23 protein-coding genes, 3 tRNA genes and 1 other RNA gene are annotated in these 23,108 nt (G+C 66.9%); 5 read left to right on the top strand and 22 right to left on the bottom strand.

Features of this window, described 5'->3' with window-relative positions; translation table 11 throughout:
* Positions 1-42 precede the first annotated feature (42 nt).
* The 6 genes from APAU_RS05820 to hpf form a co-directional block, all read right to left on the bottom strand.
* Positions 43-2,658 carry a CBS domain-containing protein gene (locus APAU_RS05820; RefSeq protein ID WP_006300798.1) on the bottom strand — a complete coding sequence of 872 codons (2,616 nt, stop codon included), beginning with the start codon at positions 2,656-2,658 and terminating at the stop codon, positions 43-45.
* Positions 2,655-3,545, bottom strand: coding sequence for a dephospho-CoA kinase (locus APAU_RS13305; RefSeq protein WP_006300797.1), 891 nt, complete (start codon positions 3,543-3,545; stop codon positions 2,655-2,657). Before APAU_RS13305 ends, APAU_RS05820 begins: the two co-directional genes overlap by 4 nt.
* Positions 3,505-5,484, bottom strand: coding sequence for an ATP-dependent helicase (locus APAU_RS05805; RefSeq protein ID WP_006300796.1), 1,980 nt, complete (start codon positions 5,482-5,484; stop codon positions 3,505-3,507). The genes APAU_RS13305 and APAU_RS05805 overlap by 41 nt, the downstream gene beginning before the upstream one ends.
* Positions 5,472-6,134 (bottom strand): hydrogenase nickel incorporation protein HypB, encoded by a 663-nt coding sequence (gene hypB, locus APAU_RS05800; protein WP_006300795.1) that lies wholly within the window; start codon positions 6,132-6,134, stop codon positions 5,472-5,474. The genes APAU_RS05805 and hypB overlap by 13 nt, the downstream gene beginning before the upstream one ends.
* Positions 6,106-6,465, bottom strand: a complete 360-nt coding sequence (locus tag APAU_RS05795; RefSeq protein ID WP_050792480.1) for a hydrogenase maturation nickel metallochaperone HypA — start codon at positions 6,463-6,465, stop codon at positions 6,106-6,108. The genes hypB and APAU_RS05795 overlap by 29 nt, the downstream gene beginning before the upstream one ends.
* A gap of 153 nt (positions 6,466-6,618) precedes the next feature.
* On the bottom strand, positions 6,619-7,173 hold the full coding sequence (gene hpf, locus APAU_RS05790) for a ribosome hibernation-promoting factor, HPF/YfiA family (RefSeq protein WP_006300793.1): 555 nt from the start codon (positions 7,171-7,173) through the stop codon (positions 6,619-6,621).
* Positions 7,174-7,318: 145 nt separating this feature from the next.
* Between hpf and APAU_RS05785 the strand changes: the two genes are divergently transcribed.
* Positions 7,319-8,482: a pyridoxal phosphate-dependent aminotransferase gene (locus APAU_RS05785; RefSeq protein WP_006300792.1), complete on the top strand. Its 1,164-nt coding sequence runs from the start codon at positions 7,319-7,321 to the stop codon at positions 8,480-8,482.
* A 71-nt stretch (positions 8,483-8,553) separates the two neighbouring features.
* Here APAU_RS05785 and frr read toward each other — a convergent pair whose 3' ends face one another.
* The 4 genes from frr to rpsB form a co-directional block, all read right to left on the bottom strand.
* Positions 8,554-9,111 carry a ribosome recycling factor gene (gene frr / locus APAU_RS05780; protein ID WP_006300791.1) on the bottom strand — a complete coding sequence of 186 codons (558 nt, stop codon included), beginning with the start codon at positions 9,109-9,111 and terminating at the stop codon, positions 8,554-8,556.
* 47 nt (positions 9,112-9,158) lie between these two features.
* Entirely contained in the window at positions 9,159-9,872 is a 714-nt protein-coding gene (gene pyrH, locus APAU_RS05775; protein WP_006300790.1) for a UMP kinase, read from the bottom strand.
* Between the two features lie 92 nt (positions 9,873-9,964).
* The gene (gene tsf, locus APAU_RS05770) at positions 9,965-10,558 is read right to left on the bottom strand and encodes a translation elongation factor Ts (RefSeq protein ID WP_006300789.1); all 594 of its coding nucleotides are present in this window, start codon (positions 10,556-10,558) and stop codon (positions 9,965-9,967) included.
* A gap of 4 nt (positions 10,559-10,562) precedes the next feature.
* The gene (gene rpsB / locus APAU_RS05765) at positions 10,563-11,417 is read right to left on the bottom strand and encodes a 30S ribosomal protein S2 (RefSeq protein WP_006300788.1); all 855 of its coding nucleotides are present in this window, start codon (positions 11,415-11,417) and stop codon (positions 10,563-10,565) included.
* 191 nt (positions 11,418-11,608) lie between these two features.
* Here rpsB and APAU_RS05760 point away from each other — a divergent pair, with 191 nt between their 5' ends.
* On the top strand, positions 11,609-11,920 hold the full coding sequence (locus APAU_RS05760) for a metal-sensitive transcriptional regulator (protein ID WP_006300787.1): 312 nt from the start codon (positions 11,609-11,611) through the stop codon (positions 11,918-11,920).
* Here the strand turns inward: APAU_RS05760 and APAU_RS05755 are convergent.
* The 7 genes from APAU_RS05755 to speD form a co-directional block, all read right to left on the bottom strand.
* Positions 11,917-12,465: a hypothetical protein gene (locus APAU_RS05755; protein ID WP_006300786.1), complete on the bottom strand. Its 549-nt coding sequence runs from the start codon at positions 12,463-12,465 to the stop codon at positions 11,917-11,919. The genes APAU_RS05760 and APAU_RS05755 overlap by 4 nt on opposite strands.
* A 21-nt stretch (positions 12,466-12,486) precedes the next feature.
* An RNA gene (gene ffs, locus APAU_RS12785) (signal recognition particle sRNA small type) lies at positions 12,487-12,586 on the bottom strand.
* A 116-nt stretch (positions 12,587-12,702) separates the two neighbouring features.
* Positions 12,703-12,796, bottom strand: a tRNA-Ser gene (locus APAU_RS05750).
* A gap of 115 nt (positions 12,797-12,911) precedes the next feature.
* Entirely contained in the window at positions 12,912-13,193 is a 282-nt protein-coding gene (locus APAU_RS05745; RefSeq protein WP_006300785.1) for a hypothetical protein, read from the bottom strand.
* A gap of 263 nt (positions 13,194-13,456) precedes the next feature.
* Positions 13,457-13,549, bottom strand: a tRNA-Ser gene (locus APAU_RS05740).
* A gap of 38 nt (positions 13,550-13,587) precedes the next feature.
* Positions 13,588-14,106 carry a tRNA adenosine(34) deaminase TadA gene (gene tadA, locus APAU_RS05735; protein ID WP_269490262.1) on the bottom strand — a complete coding sequence of 173 codons (519 nt, stop codon included), beginning with the start codon at positions 14,104-14,106 and terminating at the stop codon, positions 13,588-13,590.
* Between the two features lie 16 nt (positions 14,107-14,122).
* Positions 14,123-14,959: an adenosylmethionine decarboxylase gene (speD, locus tag APAU_RS05730; protein WP_006300783.1), complete on the bottom strand. Its 837-nt coding sequence runs from the start codon at positions 14,957-14,959 to the stop codon at positions 14,123-14,125.
* Between the two features lie 100 nt (positions 14,960-15,059).
* Here speD and APAU_RS14655 point away from each other — a divergent pair, with 100 nt between their 5' ends.
* Positions 15,060-15,563, top strand: a complete 504-nt coding sequence (locus APAU_RS14655; protein WP_006300781.1) for a methylated-DNA--[protein]-cysteine S-methyltransferase — start codon at positions 15,060-15,062, stop codon at positions 15,561-15,563.
* Here the strand turns inward: APAU_RS14655 and APAU_RS05720 are convergent.
* The 3 genes from APAU_RS05720 to APAU_RS05710 all read right to left on the bottom strand — a co-directional run bounded on the left by APAU_RS05720 (position 15,560) and on the right by APAU_RS05710 (position 18,164).
* Positions 15,560-16,555 carry an Lrp/AsnC family transcriptional regulator gene (locus APAU_RS05720; RefSeq protein ID WP_006300780.1) on the bottom strand — a complete coding sequence of 332 codons (996 nt, stop codon included), beginning with the start codon at positions 16,553-16,555 and terminating at the stop codon, positions 15,560-15,562. The two genes, APAU_RS14655 and APAU_RS05720, sit on opposite strands and share 4 nt — an antisense overlap.
* Positions 16,552-17,589, bottom strand: a complete 1,038-nt coding sequence (locus tag APAU_RS14650) for a radical SAM protein (protein WP_050792479.1) — start codon at positions 17,587-17,589, stop codon at positions 16,552-16,554. Before APAU_RS14650 ends, APAU_RS05720 begins: the two co-directional genes overlap by 4 nt.
* Before the next feature lie 80 nt (positions 17,590-17,669).
* Positions 17,670-18,164, bottom strand: a complete 495-nt coding sequence (locus APAU_RS05710; RefSeq protein ID WP_006300778.1) for a pyridoxamine 5'-phosphate oxidase family protein — start codon at positions 18,162-18,164, stop codon at positions 17,670-17,672.
* A gap of 204 nt (positions 18,165-18,368) precedes the next feature.
* Between APAU_RS05710 and APAU_RS05705 the strand changes: the two genes are divergently transcribed.
* The gene (locus APAU_RS05705) at positions 18,369-18,704 is read left to right on the top strand and encodes a DUF6506 family protein (protein ID WP_006300777.1); all 336 of its coding nucleotides are present in this window, start codon (positions 18,369-18,371) and stop codon (positions 18,702-18,704) included.
* Between the two features lie 13 nt (positions 18,705-18,717).
* Here the strand turns inward: APAU_RS05705 and APAU_RS05700 are convergent.
* Positions 18,718-18,794: transfer RNA gene (locus APAU_RS05700), tRNA-Arg, on the bottom strand.
* Between the two features lie 543 nt (positions 18,795-19,337).
* Here APAU_RS05700 and APAU_RS05695 point away from each other — a divergent pair.
* Positions 19,338-20,735, top strand: a complete 1,398-nt coding sequence (locus APAU_RS05695) for a S41 family peptidase (RefSeq protein ID WP_156789443.1) — start codon at positions 19,338-19,340, stop codon at positions 20,733-20,735.
* A 16-nt stretch (positions 20,736-20,751) separates the two neighbouring features.
* Here APAU_RS05695 and APAU_RS05690 read toward each other — a convergent pair whose 3' ends face one another.
* Positions 20,752-23,100: an endonuclease MutS2 gene (locus APAU_RS05690; RefSeq protein ID WP_006300775.1), complete on the bottom strand. Its 2,349-nt coding sequence runs from the start codon at positions 23,098-23,100 to the stop codon at positions 20,752-20,754.
* Positions 23,101-23,108 lie beyond the last annotated feature (8 nt).

Raw genomic sequence — 23,108 nt, 5'->3', positions numbered from 1 at the left:
GTGGCCCCCATTGTACCCGATGGGAGCCGCGGCGGAAGCGCCTCAGCCTCCCTCCCCGAGCCTGCGGATCGCCCAGGCCCGTTCGTCCTCCAGGGTCTCCACCTCTCCGTCCAGCCGGGCTCCCCGCAGGTCCCCCAGGAGGCGCCCCACCCAAGGCCCCTTGGGGCATCCCATTTCCAGGAGGTCCCGGCCGGTGAGCATGGGTTCCACCCGAAAGAGCCGGGTGAGGTACAGCAGGATCCGCCGCCGCACCCGCCACTGTTCCGTGGCGGCCGCCCAGAGCAGGGCCGCCGGGACCGGGGCGTCCCGCAGGAACCCGTAGATCGACGAAAGGGGCGGGTCCGCCCGGGTACCCAGGAAGCTCTCCGCCGCGCCCAGTCCTTCCAGCCCCCGTTCCACCCAGCACCGCTCCCGGGCGGAGAGGCTCAGGCGATCCAGGGCGTTCCTCTGGACCCAGCCGGACCCCTCCCCCAAAAGCGCCCCCAGCGCAGCCAGCCAGCGGTCCGACCCCGAATCGGGCAGGTCCCGCCCCATCCGCTTGCGGAAGGCCGCAAGACGGCGGAGGGTCCTCTGGGTGCGGTCCCCCGGGCGAAGCCCCGGGAAGACCCCCTCCAGGACGCCCAGATCCCGAAGACGAACCGCCATGGAGGCGGCCTCCGGCTCCAGGAGGATCAGCTCCAGCTCGCTGCGAAGCCTCGGGCCCGAGAGCAGGGAGAGCAGCCCCCCCCGGACGCAGTTGCGCGCCAGCTTTTCCGTGTCGTCCCCCATGTGGAAGCGCAACCGACGCTCCAGACGCACCCCCCGGAGCACCCGGGTGGGGTCCTCCACGAAGCTCAGGTTGTGCAGCACCCGAAGCAGCCGCCGCTCCAGGTCCACCCGCCCGCCGAAGTAGTCCACCAGCTCCCCCCAGGTGGCGGGGTTCAGGGAGAGGGCCATGGCGTTGACGGAGAAATCCCGGCGGTAGAGATCGTGCTTGAGGGAGTCGCTGGACACGGTGGGCGGGGCCACGGGGTACTCGTAGAACTCCCGCCGCGCCGTGGCCACGTCGATCTTCTGCCCCTCCGGAAAGACCAGGGTGCCCGTGCGGTAGCGCCGGTGCACCGAGACCCGCACGTCCGACCCCTTGAAGGACTCCAGAAACGCCACCGCGTCCCCCTCCACCACCAGGTCCACGTCCTGGTTGGGCCTTCCCAGCAGGAGATCCCGCACGAAGCCTCCGATCCCGAAGAGCCGGGCTCCCTGTCCCTGGGCCACCCGCCCCAGGGCACGGAGACGGTCCCTCAGACCGGGGTCCAGACCCTTCTCCAACAGGTCCGCCCGGTTCTCCATCCACGGAAGCCCCGGGGAGAGGGCCCGCTCCCCCGGGGGCAGGGAGACGGGGTAGAGGGCCCGGAGCAGGTCCGTGCGGGTCACGATGCCCACCAGGGTCTCTTGGTCCACCACCGGAAGCCTCCCGATGTTGGCGGACACCATGATCCGATGAGCCTCCCCCACGGGGGCGCGGGAGGACACGGTGAGGACACTCTCCGTCATGAACTCCACCACCGGGACGGCCCCCAGACCGTGGAGCTGCGCCTTGTCCAGATCCTTGCGGGTGATGAGCCCCACCAGTCGCTCCTCCTGCACCACCGGCAGGGCGGCATGTCCGTAGCGGATCATGAGGCGGTAGGCCTCCTCCACCGTCTGGTCCGGGGCCACCGCCATGACGGGGCTGGACATGATCCGCCCCACCTCCACCACCGGGGTCAGAGCCCCCTCCAGGTCCTTCTCCAGGGCCTGGAGCAGCTCCGTCGGATCGGTCCGGGGCAGGGCCACCGCCGCGCCTGGGGGTGTCCCCCCCCCCTGGAACCGGGCCAGGAGGCGTACCGCATCCACCGCCCCCTCCCGGCTGCGGACGGTGATGTAGGTCCGCCGGTCCATGGACACCACCGCCACCACCACGTCGGCGTCGAAGGCGTCCCGTAGGCGGTGGGCGAAGAGGGAGATGCCCTCCACGTACTGGGGGAACTCCAGGGCACAGAACACCACCCGGGAACCGGAGAGGAAGCGCTCGTAGGCCGCCTCCATCATCCGGTCCAGCAGCTCCCGTTCCAGCAGGGTGAAGGCCAGTTCGATCCACGTGGGGATCACGGAGAGGTCCGCCCCCAGGCGACGCAGGGCCGCAGCGGCGGCGTACTCCCGTTCCCCCGTGGCCCCGAAGGTGAGGGCCCCCGTGTCCTCGTAGATCCCCAGGGTAAAGAGGGTGGCCTCGAAGGGGGAGATGGGGACGTGGCGCTCCAGGAGCAGCTCCACCAGAAGGGTGGTGGTGGAACCCGCGGTCTCCACCAGGGCGTAGTCCGAGGGAATCTCGTCGGACACCGGGGGATGGTGGTCGAAGAGGTGCACCTTCACCCGGGGGTCCCGGGCCAGGGCGGCGAAGGGACCGATGCGCCCCAGGGATCGGGCGTCCACCACAATGAGGGTGTCCACCTCCTCCAGGGAGACCTTCCTCGGAGTGGTGACCCGGAGCCTTCCGGCGTGGCGTTTGAGAAAATCCCTCACGTTCCGCGAGGCGGCGCCGGAGAAGCAGAGGGTCCCCTCCCGGTAGAGTTTGCGCACCGCCACCATGCTGGCGAGGGAGTCGAAGTCTGCCCCCACGTGGGTGGTGATGAGCTTCATGGGCCGCAGGACTCCGTGACCCAGAGGCGAGCATCCAGTCCGAGTCGGCTGGGGACGCGGAAGGAGACTACCGGCAGTTCATACCGGTGGAGTTCCCGAATGCGCCGTTCCACCGGCCCCTGGTACTCCTCCAGCGTCCGGAAGGAGAGGACCCATTCGGGGTGTTCCTCCACCCTCCCTTTCCAGCGGAAGAGGCTCCGGGTCGGGGTTGTCTGGACACAGGCGACCAGGCGCCCCTCCACCAGGGCCCGGGCGATGCGGGCCGCCTCGTCGGGGCTGCCGCAGGCCGTGTCCCCTTCCACCACCGAAGCGAGGCGACGGAAGAGCAGCCCCAGGTTCCTTCCCTCCCGAAGGAAGACGTCCCGATCTCCGTCGTTGGCCAGGGTCCAGCGGGCCCGCCGGGCCTTCTCCTCCCCCGGGAGAAGCCACCGCTCCCGCAGGGCCAGGTCTTCCGTCGCCCAGCCCCGGGAACGGGCCACCCGCTCCTCTCGCACGGAAGCCTGGGCGGTCACGTAGACCGTGGCGTCCACCCATTCGGGGACCCCCGTTTCGAAGAGCAGGGGCACCTCCAGGACCCGCCAGCTCCCCCTCCCGGAGCGCTCCTTCAGGAGATCCCACACCAGGGGGTGAAGCAGCTCCCCCAGAAAACGGTGGTCCTCCCGGGAGGCGAAGGCGGTACGCAGAAACTCCCCCGGTCGGGGGGTCCCTTGGGGATCGAAGAGTTCGTCCCCCCACCGGGAGGCGGCGGCGGCGCGGATCTCCGGTCGCCCCCAGAGGGACTTGGCCACCTCGTCGGCCCCGGTGACCTCCGCCCCCAGATCCGCCCAAAGGCGGGTCAGGGTGGATTTACCAGCTCCAATGTCTCCGCTGACGGCTACCACGAACATCCCGCAGCCCCCCCATCCGGGTCCGGTCCTCCAGGGATGTGCAGCCCTCCGGGATCTCCTGGAGGAACCGGGAGAACCCGTTCCGCTGGAACGCCCCGAAGAGGAGCCGCGACTCCGCCCCGGAGACGTAGAGCCGCTCCCGTGCCCGGGTCATCCCCACGTAGCACAGCCGCCGCTCCTCCTCGATGCTCTGCCGGTCCCCCAGGCAGCGGCCGTTGGGGAAGATCCCCTCCTCCATGCCCACCAGGAAAACCACAGGGAACTCCAGTCCCTTGGCGGCGTGGAGGGTCAGCAGGCTCACCCGGTCCACGTCCTCCTCCGTTGTCTCCGCATCGGTGAACAGGGCCACCTCCGCCAGCACCTGCTCCACGTCCCCCTCCTCGGGCAACACCGACAGGAGTTCGAAGACGTTCTCCCGGCGCTCCTCGAACCGGTCCGGATCGTCCGCCGCCAGGAAGGTCCCGTAGCCGTAGTCCTCCCAGAGGTGGACGAGGGCCTCCCGGGCCCGATCGCTCCGATCCAGCACCCCCAGCATGCCCTCCGCGAGGCCCCGAAGCCCCTCCCGGGCCTTGCCCTTCACGGCGGGCACCCCCTGGTCGCGCAGGGTCTCCCAAACCGAACGGGGGTCCTCGGTGCGCTCCTGGAGCCAGTCCCCCAGGACCTCCAGGCCCTTCTTGCCCAGGCCTCGGGGAGGCAGGTTCCCCACCCGTTCCAGGGAACCCCGGTCCCGGGGCTGGATGGCCAGGCGCAGCATCCCCAGGACGTCCTTCACCTCCCGGCGTTCGTAGAAGGCCACCCCCCGGACCACCCGGTAGGGGATCCCCTCCTCCAGAAACTTCTGCTCGTAGGTGCGGCTCAGGGCGTTCATCCGGTACAGCACCGCCATGTCTCCGTAGCGGTACCCGTCCCGAAGCAGCCCTTCCACTCGTTCCGCCAGAGCGGAGGCCTCCTCCTGATCGCTTCGGGCCCGGAGCACCTGGATGCGCTCCCCCCGATGGGCGGCGGTCCAGAGCCGCTTCTCCCGGCGGTCGGAGTTCCGGGCGATGACCCCGTTGGCCCCCTCCAAGATGTGGCCGGAGGAGCGGTAGTTCTGCTCCAGCACCGTCACCCGGGCGCCGGGGAAGTCCCGCTCGAAGTTGAGGATCATGGAGACGTCCGCCCCCCGCCAGCCGTAGATGGCCTGGTCCGGGTCCCCCACCACCAGGAGCTTCTGCCCCTCCGAGGTGAGACGCCGCAGGAGAAGGTACTGGGTACGGTTCACGTCCTGGTACTCGTCCACCAGGACCCAGTCCAGCCCCGAGGCTTCCCGGCGACGCAGCTCCTCGTCCCGGGAGAGGAGGAGCAGGGGCAGGGTCACCAGATCGTCGAAGTCCAGGGCCCCCTGTTCCTTCATCCTCTGTTCGTACAGCAGGTAGAGCTGTCCCAGCATCCCCTCCAGGTTCACCGTCCCGGAGGAGAGGTCCCTCTCGTCCTTGGCGGTGGAGAAGGTCTCCAGGAGCCAACCGGGATCGAAGCGCTTCTCGTCCAGGTTTTTCTCCGCCAGAAGACGCTTCACCAGCCCCTTCTGGTCCGACCGGTCAAAGACCAGGAGGGGGCGGCCGTAGCCCATCTCCTGGAGAATCCCCTCGTGACGCCTCAGGAAATGGAGGCCGTAGGAGTGGAAGGTGGACACCCGCAGTCCCCGGGCCCGTTCCCCCAGGAGCTTCTCCACCCGCTCCCGCATCTCCCCCGCCGCCTTGTTGGTGAAGGTCACCGCCAGGATGCGCCCCGGCGAGATCCCCAGTTCCCGGATCAGGAAGGCGATCTTCCGGGTGAGCACCCGGGTCTTGCCGCTTCCCGCCCCCGCCAGCACCAGCTGGCTGCTCTCGTGGTGCAGCACCGCCTCTCGCTGGGGGGGGTTCAGCCCCTCCAGCAAGGGGGATTCGGTCAGGCCCCGCACCGCTTGGTCTCCAGGGTCTCGGCCAGAAAACGGACCCACTCCTCCGCCCCGTCCCCCCGGAGGCCGTCCACCCGAAAACGCCGTCCCCGAGGGTTGAGGGATTCCACGTCTTTCCAGAACAGCTCCTCGTCGAAGGGCAGGTAGGGAAGCAGGTCCGTCTTGGTGAGCACCACGCAGGCGGCCTGGGAGAACAGGGAGGGATATTTGAGGGGCTTGTCCGCCCCCTCGGGCACGCTGGACACCGCCACCTTGAAATCCTCCCCCAGATCGAACTCCGCGGGGCAGACCAGGTTGCCCACGTTCTCCACGAACACCAGGTCCAGGTCGTCCAGGGGCAGGTCCTCCAGACCCCGGAGCACCAGGTGAGCCTCCAGGTGGCAGCCGCCGCCCGTGTTGATCTGCACCACCGGGACGCCGCAGGCGGCGATGCGCTGCGCGTCCCGGGAGGTGGCCACGTCCCCCTCCACCACCCCGCAGCGGCAGGGCATCTGGGGCAACACCCGCTCCAGCAGGGTGGTCTTCCCCGCCCCCGGGGACCCGATCAGGTTGACCAGGAGGATCCCCCCCTGGGCGCAGCGTTCCCGCACCTGCCGCGCGTAGACCTCGTCGGCCAGGGCGACCCTACGGTTCAGGGTAATGCGTCGATTCATCTTCCTTCACCTCGATGTACTCCAGATCCAGCTCGAACCCGCCGGTCCTTTCCGAAACACTCCCGCAGCGGGGACAGGCCGCCTCCTGCAAAGCCCCCTCCCAGCGGTGCCCACAGGTCAGGCAACGCCGCCGGAGAGGCTGGAGGATCACCCGAAGCTCCGCCCCCTCCAGGAAGGTCCCCCGGGTGGCCACGGAGAAGCAGAAGGCCATCACCTCCGGCTCCACCTGCCGCAGGGCCCCCACGCGGAGCCCCACCTCCCGAACCCCCGTGACCCCCTGCTCCCGAACCACCATCTCCAGGGATTCGAGGAGGGATTCCACCAAGGACATCTCGTGCAGCGCCCTCATCTCCCGTTCCTGGCCACACCCTGCCGAGGCGGCATCCTCAAGAAGCTATCGCCCCGGGGGGGCAAGGTCAAGGCGGGGGGAGGCCCAAGGCCCCCCCCCGCCGACTGGCTGCCGTCCGGATCCACCCCGAAGGGATTACTCCTGGGGTTCCAGAACCCCGTAGCCTCCCTCGCGGCGCCGATAGACCACGCTGAAGTCCCCGGACTGGTCGTTGCGGAACACGAAGAAGCTGTGCCCCAACAGGTCCATCTGAAGCGCCGCCTCCTGGGAGGTCATGACGCGGACGGGGAACCGCTTCGTCTTGACGATCTGGACCTTCCCCGATTCTTCGGCGACCTTGTCCGCCTCCGCGGGGAAGGGCTCCGGCTCCAGATCAAAGGAGATGTCCCGGGTCTTGAGCTGCAGCCGATCCGTAAGGACGTCCTTGTGCCGCTTCACCTGCCGCTCGATGTTCTTCAGGGATTTGTCGAAGGCCTTCCGCAGGTCCGGCGCGTAGTCCTCCCCCCTCATGACGAGGCCGTTCACGTTGGAGGTGATCTCCACCACGAACATGCCGCGCTTGAAGTCCACCGCCACCTGGGTATCCAGGATGCGGTCGAAGAAGCGGTCCAGCTTCCCCAGTTTCTTCTCCATGTGCTCCTTGATGGAATCCACCAGTTCCACGTTTCGGGTGACAAAGCGTACTTCCATCGCCATCCCTCCCATCTTGCTTGGTAACGCCATTGTATCACAGCCGCCCTGACAACGCGTCATCACTGCGGCATATGGTCGATCCTCACAAAAACCCCTTCCTCCGTTATAATGCAAAGAATTTCCTCGCTGGGAGTGATGCCATGTGAAACGATCCGCCCGCGTCCAACGTCTCCACCCCTCCGCCACCTTGGGCCTGACCAACCGCGCCAAGGCCCTGCGACACGAGGGAAAACCCGTCATCTCCTTCGCCGCGGGGGAGCCGGACTTCGGCAGTCCCCAGGCGGCCTACTCCGCCGCCGTCGAGGCCATCCGTCGACAGGAGACCCACTATACCCCCGTAGGGGGCATCCCGGAGCTGCGGGACGCCGTGCGGGGGGACTACGCCCGGCGTTTCGGCCTGGACATCCCCTCCTCCCGCATCCTCATCGGCTGCGGGGGCAAGCCCCTGATCTATGAAGCCCTCCAGGCGGCAGTGGATCCGGGAGACGAGGTGCTCCTCTTCACCCCCGCGTGGGTGAGCTACGTGGAGCAGCTCCACATGGCGGAGGGCCGGGAGGTCCTGGTGGACACCCTGGGTACCGACCTGGTCCCCACTCGGGAGACGGTAGAGGCGGCGCTGACCCCCGCGACGCGCGGCATGATCGTCAACACCCCCTGCAACCCCACGGGTGCGGTCTGGGACGCATCGGTCCTGGGGATGCTGGCGGAGGTGGCTCGGGAGAAGGACCTTTGGGTGATCTTCGACGAGATGTACGAGCGGCTGGTCTACGGGGAGGCCCGGCACGTGAACTTCCTCCAGGTCGCCCCGGACCTGGAGGACCAGACCCTGCTGCTCAACGGGGCAAGCAAGTCCTACGCCATGACGGGGTGGCGCATCGGCTACGCCCTGGGACCCAAGTCCTGGATCGACGACATCAACGCCCTCCAGGGGCACCTGACCTCCAACGCCAGCTCCATCGCCCAGTGGGCTGCCCTGGGTGCCCTTCAGGGGGCGGAGGCGGACGTGGAGTCCATGAGGGGGACCTTCGAAAAACGTCGGAACCTGATGGTGGCGGAGCTGGAGAAGATGCCCTACGTGCGCTTCCGGGTCCCCCAGGGAGCCTTCTACGTCTTCCTGGACGTTTCCCGTTCCCCCCTGCCCGATGACAGGGAGTTCTCCGCCCGGCTCCTGGAGGAACAGCTGGTGGCTGCGGTGCCGGGAACGGCCTTCTTCGCCCCGGGATTCCTGCGTTTCTCCTACGCCTGCTCCCCCGATGACATCGCCCAGGGGATGGAACGGCTCCACCGGTTCCTGAACAGCCTCTAACCCCAAAAACAAGGGAGCGGCCCCCCAAGGGGGCCGCTCCTCTCTTTTCTTCCCTTGCGTTCCCTTGAAGGTCAGTCGTTCAGGATCTCCTTGTCCTTCTCCGCCGTGGCCTGCTCCACCTTGCGGGTGGCCTCGTCGGTGTGCTCCTGGACTTCCTTCTGGAGCTTCTTCAGCTCGTCCTCGCTGATGGTCCCGTCCTTCTCCATCTTCTTGAGGGCTTCCAGGACCTCCCGACGGATGTTCCGGATGGCCACCTTGGCCTCCTCGGAATACTTGTTCACCAGCTTCGAGAGTTCCACCCGCCGTTCCCGGGTCAGCTCCGGGAGGGTGAGGCGGATGCTCTCCCCGTCGATGCGGGGGTTCACCCCCAGGGAGGAAGCCTGGATGGCCTTCTCGATGGCCTTGAGGGCCGTCTTGTCCCAGGGGGCGATGACGATCTGCCGGGACTCGGGGATGTTCACCATGGCCATCTGCTTGAGGGGCGTCAGGGTGCCGAAGTAATCCACCTTGATCTCCTCCACCAGGGCGGGGTGGGCCCGCCCGGTGCGGATCCCCTGGAGGGTGGTCTTCAGGTGCTCGATGGACTTCTCGGTGCGATGCTTCATGTCCTTGATCTGGCTCTGCGGCATGCCGCTCACTCCTTCGCCTGAAGATTGGCCGGGCTCCGAATCCCGACTCACTCGACCAGGGAACCGACCTGCTCTCCCTCCAGGAGTAGCTTTCGCAGGTTCCCCTGTTTCAGCACGTCGAACACCACGATGGGGATGCGGTTTTCCTGGCACAGGGCAAACGCCGCCGCATCCATGATCTTCAGCTGCATCTGCAGGGCCTCCTGGTAGGTGACCCGGGGCAGACGCCGGGCATCGGGGTACAGCGCCGGGTCTCGGTCATATATACCATCCACCTTCGTGGCCTTCAACAAGCACTCCACCCCGATCTCCGACGCCCGAAGGGCCGCGGCGGTGTCGGTGGAAAAATACGGGGATCCGGTGCCGGCGGCGAAGATCACCACCCGCCCCTTTTCCAGGTGCCGGATGGCCCGACGCCGGATGAAAGGTTCCGCCACCTGGCGCATCTCCACCGCGGTCTGCACCCGGGTGGAGACCCCCAGCCGCTCCAGGGCGTCCTGCAGGGCCAGGGCGTTGATCACCGTGGCCAGCATCCCCATGGTGTCCGCCTGCGCCCGTTCCATGCCCTTCTGCACCGCCTGCTGCCCCCGGAGAATGTTGCCCCCTCCCACCACCATGGCCACGCTCACGCCGGAACGGGCCACCTCCGCGATCTCCTCGCAGATCCCCGCCACGGCCTCCAGATCCAGGCCGAAACCCTGATGCCCCGCCAGGATCTCCCCGGACAGCTTCAGCAGCACCCGCTCGTAGGGTCGTTTCATCGTCCATGCCTCCTCCGGGTTTTCGTCGTCCGTCGAACCCCATGAAAAAGGCGAGGGATCGAAATCCCTCGCCCTTCGCTGCCCCGTTGCGTCTATTCGCCGATGGAGTAGCGGGCGAAGCGTCGGACCACGATGTTCTCCCCCATCTTGGCGATGTTGTCGATCACCATGTCCTTGATCTTGCGATCCGGGTCTCGGATGTAGTTCTGCTCCAGGAGGCAGGTCTCCTCGTAGAACTTGTTCACCCGACCCTCGGCGATTTTGTCCACGATGTGGGCGGGCTTGCCCTCTTCCAGAGCCTGGTTGCGGTAGATCTCCTTCTCTCGCTCCAGGTCGTCCGAGGGGACCTCCTCAGGGGAGACGTACTGGGGGTTGGCGGCGGCGATCTGCATGGCGATCTCGTGTCCCAGCTGCTGGAACTCGTCGGTGCGGGCCACGAAGTCCGTCTCGCAGTTCAGCTCCACCAGGACACCGATCTTCCCGTTGGTGTGGATGTAGCTGAAGACCAATCCCTGAGCGGCGGTGCGACCCACCTTCTTGGCCGCCTTGGCGAGTCCCTTCTCCCGAAGGTAATCCACCGCCTTTTCCACATCGTCCCCGCATTCCGCCAGGGCCTTCTTGCAGTCCAGCACTCCGGCGCCCGTGCGGGCACGCAGCTCCTTCACCGATTCCATGTCCAAGGCCATGCCCCTAAGCCTCCTTCCAACCCTTACGGTCTTCCAGTTCCTGATTCACGACCTTCTCCCCCACTTCGGAGTAAGCGTCGTGAAGTTTCTCGCGAACCACGATGGTTTCCGTTTCGACGGTCTCCACCACCTCTGCGGGTTCCTCGACGGCCTCCTCGGGCTGCACCGCCCCGTCCACGCCCTGGCGGCCCTCCACAAAGGCGCTGGACATGAGACCGGTGATGAGTTCGATGGCCCGGATGGCGTCGTCGTTCCCCGGGATGGGGAAATCGATCACCTCGGGGTCGCAGTTGGTGTCCACGATGGCCACCACGGGGATGTGGAGCTTGCGAGCCTCCTGCACCGCGATGGTCTCCCTGCGAGGATCGATGATGAAGAGGGCATCGGGGGTCTCCCGCATGTCCTTGATGCCGGAGAGGTACTTCTCCAGTTTCTCCCGCTCCTTGCGAAGCTGGATGATTTCCTTCTTGGGGTAGCGGTTGATGGAGCCGTCGTTTTCCATCTGCTCCAGCTCCACCATGCGGTTCACCCGGCGACGGATGGTGGCGAAGTTGGTAAGCAGCCCCCCCAGCCAACGCTGGTTGATGTAGAACTGCCCGGACTTGAGGGCCTCGTTCCGGATGGGCTCCTGGGCCTGGCGCTTCGTGCCCACGAACAGGATGCTGCCCCCGCTCTTGGAGATCTCCCGGACGAAATCGTAGGCCTTCTCCAATCCCTTGACGGTCTTCTGCAGGTCGATGATGTAGATGCCGTTGCGCTCCGTGAAGATGAAGGGCTTCATCTTCGGGTTCCACCGACGGGTCTGGTGCCCGAAATGGACCCCGCACTCCAGAAGCTGTTTCATGCTGACCACTGCCATGTCGTTCCCTCCTCCGTTTTTCCCTCCACGGACGTCCTCCCTCCGGGGAACCCCGTGGGGCAACACCCCGGACGTCGATCCGTGTGTGGTTTGGACCATCGGTCAGTATATCACGAGGAGAGATTGACCAGCAAGGGACGGAGGGGATAACATATACCCGGTATATTCAGCCCAACAGAGGAGGTCACCCCATGACGAACGGCTCGCTCATCGAAGAACTGGAGGCCCTGCCCCAGGAACGAAAGGCCATGCTCAACCGGCTCAAAAGGGTGGAGGGACAGCTTCGGGGCATCCAACGGATGATCATCGAGGACAAGCCCTGTTCCGAAATCCTGGTGCAGCTCACCGCCGCGCGGAAAGCCATGCACAACGCCTGCATCGAGATCCTGAAAAACTACGTCCGGCGCTGTCTCGTGGAGGAAGGCAAGGAGGAAGCCCCCAAGAAGATGGAGGACATGGAAAAACTCATCCGCACCCTGCTGGACATCAGCCCCAACGGCTAGTCCCGGGGCTCCTCGGGGCTAGGCTCTCCCTGCCCCAGAGCCAGGAGCCACAGCGCCCCGGAGGGGACCCGGCGCCCGGAAAAGGAATCCCACACCTCGTCCTTCCCCCGTTCCAGATAGAGGCGATGCCACAGCCGGACGGAATCGGGAACCCCGAAGGTTCGGGTGTGACGAAGCAGGCGTCCCCAGATCGAGGCGTCTTCTTCCCCGCGCCAAGCCTCCGCTCGCCGAAGGGCCTGCGCCTCCCCCAGGACGGGGGGCAGGACGGAGGGAGACCACCTCTCCTCGGGGGGACGGACCCGGCGCTCCATCTCCTCCCGGGTCTGTCCCTCCAGCGTCTCCACACGTCCGCCCAGGGCATCCACCAAGAACAGCTCCCGACGATACCGGGATCGGGTGAACAGACCCCGTTCGAAGGACTCCACCACCACACCGTAGACCGGGAGAGCCCAAAGGCGGTCCTCGTCACGGGGCAGAAGCTCCATAGGCAGAAGAAGAAGGTTTGGGGGCAGGGGGGACAGGCAGAACACCTCCCGGGGAAACACGAAGTCGGGCGGCCCTCTGCAGGGGACCCAGCGACCCCGTGGCGCCCGAAACGATCCGCTTACCGTTGCTTCCTTCCGGACCTGGCGGGGTTCACGGGATTTCGCCGCACGGGACTGGATCCCCTGCAGAAGGCCGCCCTTCGGGGGCCTTGTGACGGACTCCCTCGAAGTCGGGCTTCGGGGAGATCCGCAGGGTGCGCAAAGGAGGTCCCGGAATCCCGGGACCTCCGAACGACCTGGCGGAGAGGGGGGGATTTGAACCCCCGGGGCGGCTTTTATACCGCCCACTCGCTCTCCAGGCGAGCGCCTTCGACCACTCAGCCACCTCTCCGCCTGAAGGGACGCCTCACGACGTCACGGAGGGCATCATACCCAATTCCCCCCCGGAAGGCAAGGCCCGTCGCGGCCTCCGGGAGAGGTCCCGCATCTCCGGAAGGGAAGGAGACTTACCGAAGCCCCTGGACGAACTCCTTGGCGAACTTGGGGTCCTCCGCCAGGCGGCCCACGACTTCCGGGTCCATGGTGGCCAGGTCCATCTCCGTAAGCTTCAGAAACGCCGAACCTACGGCAAACACGGCCTCCTGGTTCTTCTTGAGGACGCGCTTCTCCAACCTCTGGCGTTTCTTGTCCAGTTCCGCAAGAAGCTCTTCGGGGCTTCTCCTGGGCCTACGAGTCTTCTTCGGTTCCATTTTCTCGGTCATCTCCTTTTCCTTCACCGGTCTTGCCATCAAATACTCCCCCTTCTGCATCATTACGGGGAGAATAGAGGGACCTTTATCCCTTGTCAAGCAAGGACCGCCTGGACAAGACCATTCCCAGGCAGCAACCCCATCCAAGGGAACGGCCTTCCAGACATCCAAAGTCAAGACTTTTCTGGCGTTTCGATGTTTGCACCGAACCACGCAGGATAGTTCTTCTGGCGAAGAGTCGCGGGGGGGGTAAAACAACAAGGCGGCTCCGGGAGGATCTCCCGGAGCCGCCGAATCCATTCTGGCGGAGAGGGTGGGATTTGAACCCACGAGACGGCTCAGCACCGCCTAGACGATTTCGAGTCGCCCGCCTTCGACCACTCGGCCACCCCTCCGCATCGTCTTCAGGACCAGGAACGGTCAACGGTGGGGATTATAGGAGAAGCCTTTTCCTTTGTCCAGTGCGGCGTCGGAGGAGAAAGAAGTCCCCGAGCAGGCAGGCCGCCTCCTCCCTTCCCACCCCTTCCCGGACTCGGCAACGATGGGTCTGCCTCGGGTCCCGAAGCAGGTCCACCAGGGAGCCACAGGCCCCCGCCCGGGGGTCCCGGGCCCCGAAGACCAAACGCCCCACCCGAGTCTGAAGGATCGCCCCGGCGCACATGGGACAAGGCTCCAGGGTCACGTAGAGGGTGACCCCATCGAGTCGCCAGGTCCCCAGGGACGCACAGGCATCTCGAAGGGCCTCCATCTCCGCGTGGGCGAAGGGGGCTTCCTGGAGCTTCCGGCGGTTCCGTCCCCTCCCCACGATCCGCCCGTGGTCCACCGCCACCGCTCCCACGGGGATCTCCCCCTCCTCCAGGGCAAGGCGCGCCTCCGCGAGGGCCTCGCCCATCCAGACGGCGTCCTCTTCGTGCCCTGTCCTTCCAGGGCTCGCTTCTCCGGGAAACCCCACGGCCCTTCCCGAAGACCTAGAAGCTGGGCAGGTTGCGTCCCGCAAAGATCTCCGCCATCTCCCTCTTGATCTCCTGTTTGACCCGCTTCTTTTCCCTCGGCAAAAGGGATTTCTTCCCCGTTCCGAATAGGTAGTTGTCCAGATCGAATTCCTTCAGGGTCATCTTGGTGTTGAAGATGTTCTCCTGGTAGACGTTCACGTCGATGAGCTGGTACAGCTCTCGGGTGTCCTTGGAGATGAAGTTCTGGATGGAGTTGATCTTGTGGTCCAGGAAGTATTTCTCCCCGGAGATGTCCCGGGTGAATCCCCGGACCCGGTAGTCCATGATGGCGATGTCGGGAGAGAAGGTGTGCAGCAGGTAGTTCAGCGCCTTCAAGGGAGAGATGCGCCCGCAGGTGGACACGTCGATGTCCGCCCGGAAGGTGCAGACCCCTCGGTCCGGGTGGCTTTCCGGGTAGGTGTGCACGGTGATATGGCTTTTATCCAGATGGGCGAGGAGAGTCTCCGGCAGGGGCCCCGGGGTCTCGCTGTCGCAGATCTCCGGAGGACACTCCTCCCCCACCTTCTCCTCGGAGATCAGCACCGCCACGCTGGCACCCTGGGGGTCGTAGTCCTGCTGGGCCACGTTGAGGACGTTGGCCCCGATGATCCGGGCCACCTCCGTCAGGATCCCCGTGAGGCGCGTGGCGTTGTATTCCTCGTCGATGTAGTCGATGTAGGCGTTGCGGTGTTCCGTGGTCTTGGCATAGCATACGTCATAGAGGTTGAAGCTGAGGGATTTCGTGAGGTTGTTGAAACCATACAGCTTGAGCTTCTTCAGTTTTTTGATCTTCTTGATGGGCTTGACTTCCAACGATCCGTCCCCTTTCCTCCCCGTCCTGCGGGAATCCGTTCAGGACGCAAGAATACCACAAGGGGACGGCGGCGCAAGAAGACCGAAAGGAGAGACCAAGATGGGGAACGTGGTGGAATCGGAGGCTCTGCGCGTCTGGTCTTCCCCCGTGGGGCTTCTGGAGCTGCGGAGCACCGCTGCGGGAGTCCGCAAGATCCATTTCCTGGGGGAGGAACCCTTGCCGCTCCAGGAAGAACCTGCCGCACCCGGAGCGGAAGCCCTCCTGGACCGGCTGATCCACCAACTGGAGGAGTACTTCCTGGGGCTGCGCCGGACCTTCGACCTGCCCCTGGCCCTGGAGGGAACGCCCTTCCAGCTCCGGGTCTGGGAAGCCCTGCGGGAGATTCCCTATGGGGCCACGGCGTCCTACGAAGACATCGCCCGGCAGGTGGAACGTCCCAGGGCCTTTCGGGCCGTGGGGGGAGCGAACCACGCCAACCCCGTGGCCATCGTGGTGCCCTGCCACCGGGTGGTGGGCAAGGACGGGACCCTCACGGGCTTCGGCGGAGGCCTGGACAAGAAAGCCTGGCTCCTGGAGCACGAAGGACGTCACAACCGCCCCTAATCCCCCTCTCCCCTTCGGACCAGCAGGCTCCCCACGCAGCCCCCGGTCTTGCGAAGCTCCTCCCGGGTGGGGAGAAGCACCCGGTCCGTGGGAAGCACCCGCCCCTCCAGCCAAGCCAGAAGGTCCCGAAGTTCCCCTTCCGTTCGGGCATGGAGCATGGCATAGAGGTTGTAAGGCCATCCCGGAGCATCCCCTCGGGCGTAGCAGTGGCTCACCCCGGGGCAGGCCGAGGCGGCCTGCCCCGCCCTCTCCAACCTCGATTCGGGAACCTGCCAGCCCACCAGAAGGTTCTCCCTCCACCCCAGAAGCCGGTGCCGCAGGGTCAACCCCACCCGAAGCAGCCGCCTCCGGTCCCGGGACCTCCGAAAGAAGGCCAGGACCCGTTCACCCTCCAGCCCCGCCGCCTCCCCCAGGGCGTCGAAGGGCTCCGCCTCCAGGGGGAAACCCTCTTCGGAGCGCGTCACCAGGATCGTACGTCTCTCCTGACTCGGTTCCTCTCCCCAGGGGGAAACCTCCTCCTCTTCCCGAAAGAGGACCGAAGACCCCGAGGGGGCGAACCGGGCCCGGAGCTTGAACACCCTCCGTGCGGGAAGGACCACCCCCTCCTCCGCCCCCAGGAGAGAGCGCAGCCGCCGGGCGTCTTCCCGCAGGACCCTCTCGTCCGGGGCCTGAAGGGTGAGCCAGAGGTTCATTCGGTGCTCCCGAAGGTAGCCGTGGGTCACCCCGGGGAACCCCGCCAACGTCCCGCGGATCCCCTCCACCCGGGGCCGGGGCACGAGAAAGGCGCACAGCGCTCCGGCGAAGCCGAAGGCCCGGGCGCTCCAGACCGCCCGAAACCCCCGGTAGCGCGGGTCCTCCGCCGCAAAACGCCGCACCTCCTCCAAAAGGGCGGTTTCTCCCGTCCCCAGGGACGCCCCCAGGTCCCGGAAGGGGCGCCGGGTCAGGGGAAGCCCCTCCTCCAGGAGACCCGCCCATCGGGGCAGGGGATTCATGAGAGGATCTCTCGGATCTCCCGGCCCGAGAGGTAGCACCCCGGGTCCTCCCCCCAGAAGCCCCTTCCCGTTCCCGACGCCCGGGCCCGAAGGTTGCCGTTGCACAGGGGCAGGCCGGGACAGGAGGCGCAACGGGGGGGAAGATAGGGCTTCCGATCCTTCAGACGTTCCTGGAGGTCTCCCTCCGGACACAAGACTCCCGTGTCCCGATCCAGCCGCCCCAGGGGATGGGAGAAGGAGAAGGGATCGGGGCTCACCAGCCCATCCCAGCGTACCGAGAGGATCCGCAGACCGCTCTGGTTGCCCCCTTGTCGGGCCAGCAGCTCCCGGACTTCCCCAAACCGCTCCGGCAGCTCCCGCTTCACGTAGCCCAGCAGGGCGATCCCGTCCGTCGCGTTGTCCACCGTGAGGACCTCCAGGGGTCCCGCCTCCCGGCGCACCCAGGAGAACAGCCACTCCAGCACCTCCCGGGTCTGCTCCGAGGAGAGGCACTCCCCCTCCTGCCCCCGCCCCGCAGGGACGAAGTGGTACAGACAGACCCGGTCCACCCGTCCCCGAGCCCACTCCAGCAGGTCCCGAACCCCGGGCAGGGTGCTCCGGCAGAGGGTGACCCGCAGCCCGCACCGGGCCCCGGCGCGTTTCAGCCGTTCCAGCCCCGCCGCCGCGGCGTTCCAGGCCCCGGGTACCCCCCGGAAGGAGTCGTGGATCTCCTGCGGCCCGTCCAGGCTGACCCCCACGTAGGCGCCCCGCTTCGCCAGAGCTTCGGCCCAGGAGTCGTCCACCCTGGTACCGTTGGTGGAAACCGCCAGGGACAGCCCCAACTCCGCCCCCCTCTCCAGGAAGGCGCGTCCATGGGGCGATTCCAGGGGCTCCCCCCCGGAGAGGAGCACCGCCGGAGCCCCCCAGGCCGCGAAGGTCTCCAGACAGCGAAATCCCTCCCGGAGGGAGACGAAACGCTCTCCCTCCGGCGTGGCCTCGGCATAGCAGTGCCGACACCGGAGGCCGCATCGGTCCGTGAGGTGCCACACCACCACCGGCCCCGATCCCCTCCTCGGACCGAACCGGAGGGAGTCCCCGGGAAAGCTCCCCCCCTGCAGAAGCCGGGAGAGGGGGATCATAGATCCTGGGGCGACAAAGGCTTGGGATAGCCGGAGAACTTGCCCGTGAGGGAGGTGACCCGAAGGCGGATCACGGCGGTACGGGCCAGGGCCTCTTCGGGCAGGGGGTCCTGGGGGCCGCCGTATTGCCCCATCAGGACGTCCAGACAACGCTGCTTCTCCGTCGGGTCCTCCAGGATCTCCGCTTCCCCCGTGCCGATGACGCTGATATAGCGCATGGAGTACTCCGTGGGGTCCGGGTTCCGCACCAGTTCGGGACGAAGCACCACGTTGAAGCTCACCCGGGGGTTCTGGCGGATCAGGTCCAGCTTCAGCCCTTTCATAGCCCCGTGGAGCACCACCTCCCCGGGGGCATAGCCGTACCCCAGGGGCACCACGTAGGGCTGTCCCCCCACATCTGCCAGGCCCAGATGCAACACCTGACCCTTGCGGAGGATGGCCTCCAACACCGCCGGGTCCGTGATCTCCTTGTCCTTGCGCCTCATACCCATGTCCGGTCCTCCTCCCGAGGATGCCTTCGGTGGGCCGAAGGGCCCCGCCGAGACACCGTGGATGCCCTCCACTTTCGATTCTGCCCGTTGCCTCGTCAAGGGCATCTCGGAAGCCCCCTGCCTCCTTCCCGCAGAATCGGAGAGGACGGGGGGGTATGATGAGAAGGCTCCGGGATCCATCCAACCGACGAGGGGGCGACGCCCATGGAACTCAAGAGGTACGGCTTCATCCTGAAGGGCCCCGGCTACGATCCGGAGGAACACCGGGCGGTGCTGGATTCCGGGTCCTTCCGCACTCAGGTCGTGGCAGTCTCCTCCACGGAACAGGCCTGCGCGGCCGCCCGAATCCTGTTCGATCAGGGAATCCAGATCCTGGAACTCTGCGGGGGGTTCGACCAGGAGGCAGCAAGCCGGGTCGTGGAGGCCCTGGAGGGACGGATCCCCGTGGGACGGGTGGTCTTTGATCCGGTGGAGGCCCGAAAGGCCGCGGCCCCTCTGACTGCGCAGGACCACGAAAAAGCCCCTACCGAGGATCGGTAGGGGCGACCGTTCATGGCGTGCCCGCCGGGATTCGAACCCGGGACCTTTGGCTCCGGAGGCCAACACTCTATCCAGCTGAGCTACGGACACGCGCTACAGGAGGGAGATTACTCCCCCTCTCCTTTCTTGTCAAGGAGAAACCCGGCGAAGCCTTGGCAATACCGAGGTTACACCCCCTTGAGGACACGAAGAAGGGACAGGAAGAACCCGCAGCTTCCTTCACCGAAAGGCAGGATGAAATCCATGGCCATCACTCTTCAAACCCCTGACCAATCCCCAGAGACAAGGGAGAAGGAGGACCACATGCCCCCGCAGTTACCCTTTGCAACCCCCACCCCTCTCATCGAGAAGCGGGAACCCCTGGAGAACGCCGCAGAGCAGGGCCATCCGCAGGAACCTTCGCCCTCTTCCTGTTTTTTCAGGGCAGGAGACCCCCCGAGGGAGCGCACGGAGGATCGGGGGATCGTAAAAGGGCTGCGCATCCAGAGGGTAGGGGGATTTCGTCGGTGCCTCCTGGCAGGGCTGCTCTGCCTGGGGGCCCTCCTCCTCGGAGACACCTGCGGGAGAGCCGAGGCAACGGGAAGCCCTCCCGTCGACCCCCGAGAGGGTTTCCAGTTCCCCCTGTCGGCGGACTTGAGCGCCCTTTCCTGGACCGAGGCCTTCGAGGCGGCCCACGGGAAGCTGTCCCGGGAATACGCCTTCGGGGAGTGGAAGAGCATATCCTGGACGGACCTGCGGGCCCGCTTCCTGCCCCGGATCCGACGAGCCCTCCAGGAGAAGGACGAGCGAGCCTACTATCTGGCCCTGCTGGGGTACGTCTGCTCCCTTCCCGACGGACACGTCAAGCTGAAGGCGGAAGCTCTCTCCGTGCCCGCCGCCCTCGCAGCGGAACGGGCAGGGTCCGGCTTTGGGCTGGCCGCGGCGGAGCTGGAGGAGGGGCAGATCATCGCGGCGGCGATCCTCCCCAAGGGGCCCGCCGACCGGGCGGGGATCCGGCAGGGCGCGGAAATCCTGGCCTGGGGAAACGAACCGGTCGAGCGAGCCCTGGAGGGAATCGACCCGGCGACGGTTCCCCTGAAAACCCTGACCGGAGCCTTCGGGGGCGAGTCCCCTCAGGCCACGGAGGCCCACCGAAGGCTGGAGCGGATTCGGCTCCTGCCCCGAGCCCCGGCGGGGGCGGAGGTGGAGGCGGTCTACCGAAACCCCGGCGAGGCCCATCCCCGGATCGTCCGGCTCGTGGCGGAGGACGACGGCGGGTGGACCCTCTCCCGGGTGGACTTCGCCCGCCGGGCGGAACTTTCCGACCGGGTGGAGCATCGGATCCTGCCGGGAGGTTTTGGATACGTCCGGTTGGGGCTGGAACTGGACCTGGCAGACCCGGAACACTACCCCGAGGGTCTTTTCCGGCAGTTTCAGGAGGCGATCCGCTCCTTCGTCGCGGCGGACGCGCCGGGGGTGGTGGTGGACCTGCGAGGCAACTACGGGGGATCGGACCGGCTTGCGGCGGACCTGGCGGGATTCTTCCTGGACGGGCCCTCCTTCTACGAGGCCCAGGAGTACTACGACGGGAGAACCGGCGGCTTTCTGCGGATCACCTTCGACGAGCGAAACCTCTCCGACCCGGTGGTGGACTGCATCTCCATGGAACCCCAGTCGCCTCGATACGCGGGCCCCGTGGCCGTGCTGGTGAACCCGGGGACGGTCAGCTCCGGCGAGGGCCTGGCCATGGGTATCCGTCGAGCCCCCCGGGCCCGGGTGGTGGGATTCTTCGGCAGCAACGGTTCCTTCGGGATGGTGGGGGGGCTGATCCGGATACCCGGCGGTTACCTCATCGGCTACCCCTTCGGCCGCTCCGTGGACCGGGAGGGCCGGATCCAGCTCGACAGCCGAAACGGGGTGGGGGGCGTCCACCCGGACGTCCGGGTCCCCCGCACCCTGGAGAACGTGCTGGCCTTCGCCGCCGGAACGGATGTGGAGCTGCTTCACGCCCTGAACTGCCTTCGGGAGATGGGAGATCCCGCCAAGAGGTGAGGGACGGGGTCTCCCGTCAGGACGCGAACCGGACGATGGTGACCCCGTAGCCCCCCTCGCCGGGTCCCCCCAGACGATGGGACTCCACGAAGGGGGTGCGCTTGCACAGCTCCTGCACCTCCCGGCGCAGGATGCCCTCTCCCCGGCCGTGGATCACCGAGACCTCCCCGTACCCCGCCCGGTAGGCCTGGTCCAGATACTGCTCCACCAGGGGCATGGCCTCGTCCACGGTCATGCCCCGCACCATGAGGGAACTGGACACACCCCGAGGGGCGGAGACCTGAATCCGGGGAGGGGGGTCGTTGCGCTGCTGGTCCGCGCTGCGCTTGAGCCGCTTCAGGGGCACCCGGACCCGCATGGGACCGGACTGCACCAGGGCGTCCCCCCCTTCGAGGGCCACCAGGTCCCCCCGAAGGCCCGAGCCGGGGATCTCCACCCGGTCCCCCACCTGGGGCTCCCCGGTGCTTCCCTCCGCGGCCAGACGGTTGACCCGGCGGACCTCCCTCTCTTCCCGCCGATCTTCCAGGCGGTCGAAGTGATGCTTCTTCCGTTGGTACTCCTGGTGGGCCTTGGCCAGTTCCGCCTCCCGGAGGTTGCGCAGCAGGGCCTTGGCGCCCTCCTCCGCCTCCCGGATGATGCGGGAGGCCTTGTGGTCCGCCTGTTCCAGCAGCTTGTCCTTCTTCTCCTGGATCTCCTTGTTGCGGGTCTCGAAGTCCCGACGCAGGCGTTCCGCCTCCCGGGTCTTGGTCTCCAGGGTCTCCATCTCCCGCTCCAGGCGTCGGCGTTTCTCCTCCAGCTCCCCCAGCAGGGCTTCAAAGTCCGCGTGCTGTCCCTCCATGGCCTCCCGGGCCCGACGGAGCACCCCCCCGGGCATGCCCAGCTTGCGGGCGATGAGCAGGGCGTTGCTCTTCCCGGGGATACCCAGGCGCAGCCGGTAGGTGGGAGAGAGGGTGGACAGGTCGAACTCCATGGATGCGGTCTCCACCCCGGAGGTGGCCAGGGCGAAGTGCTTGATGGGGTTGTGGTGGGTGGTGGCCCAGAGCAGACACCCCAGCTTGCGGAAGTGCTCCAGCAGGGCGATGCCCAGGGCCGAACCCTCGTCGGGATCCGTCCCCGCCCCCAGCTCGTCCAGCAGCACCAGGGACCGCTCCGTGGCGCTCTTGAGGATGGCCACCAGATGGTGCACGTGGGCGCTGAAGGTGGAGAGGTTCTGTTCGATGCTCTGTTCGTCCCCGATGTCGGCGAAGAGTTCCCCCACCTCCCCCACCCGGGAATCCTCCCGGCAGGGCACGGGGAAACCCATCCAGGCCAGGTAGGCGCACACCCCCAGGGTCTTGAGGGCCACGGTCTTCCCCCCCGTGTTGGGCCCCGTGATGACCAGCATCCGGTACCCCTCCCCGCAGAGCAGGTCCAGGGGCACCGCCCGATCCCCCAGGAGGGGGTGCCGGGCCTGGCGGAAGTCCAGGGTCTTCTTGGGGGTCCATTCCGGAAGGGTCCAGCGGTCCCGGTCCATCCTCTCCCCCAGGGCGTAGAACAGGTCCAGGAGCCCCAGGCTCTCCTCCGTGTCCAGCAAGGCCTTCTCCCGCTTCAGGATCAGCCCCGTGAGGGCACGGAGGAGGCGGCTCTCCTCCTCCCGTTCCTCCTCCAGAAGCACCGCCCACTGGTTGTTCAGGGGGAGCAGGATCTGAGGCTCCACGTAGATGCTGTTGCCCGAGGAGGACTTTTCCAGCACCAGCCCGGGGTAGCCCCCCGCGGCGTCCATGCGCACCAGGACGCAGAAGCGGCCGTTGCGCAGGGAGAGCACCCGTTCCTGAAGCATGGAGGCGGTGCCCGAGTCCTGGAAGAGCTGCTGGGAACGGCGCTTGATGGCATCCCGGACGGTGAACTGCTTCTGCCGGATGCGCTTCAGCTCCGGCGAGGCATGGTCGTAGAAGCGCCCGTCCTCGTCCAGCACCTCCAGGGCCGCCACTTCCTCGTCCCAATCGTGGAAGGTCCGGGCCAGGTCCTTGAGTTCCGGCCAGGTCTCCCCGTCCGTCCGAAGGCGCTGGCGCAGACGCTTGGCCAACAGGAGGGCGATGCGCACGGTGACCAGCTCTTCCCCGGTAAGCCACCCGGCGCGCCGGGCCTCCTCCGCCAGGGGAGAAAGGGGACGAAGCCTGCCGTCCCAGGGGTATTCCCCCTGCCGGTCCCGGGCCTGGAGGTACGCCCGGAAGCGTCCCACCCTACGGGCCAGGGCGGTGCCGTCCCCCGCCGGCGTCAGTTTGTGCAGGGTCTCCTGGCCCAGGGGGCTGCGGCACCCCGCGGCGAGGATGCGGAGGATCTTGTCGATTTCCAGGGCTTGGTATGTATGGGGTTCACACCACATGAACGCTT

Origin of the sequence: Aminomonas paucivorans DSM 12260 (assembly GCF_000165795.1) — a bacterium.
GTDB classification, from domain to species: domain Bacteria; phylum Synergistota; class Synergistia; order Synergistales; family Synergistaceae; genus Aminomonas; species Aminomonas paucivorans.
This window is presented reverse-complemented; position numbering and strand designations above follow the sequence as displayed.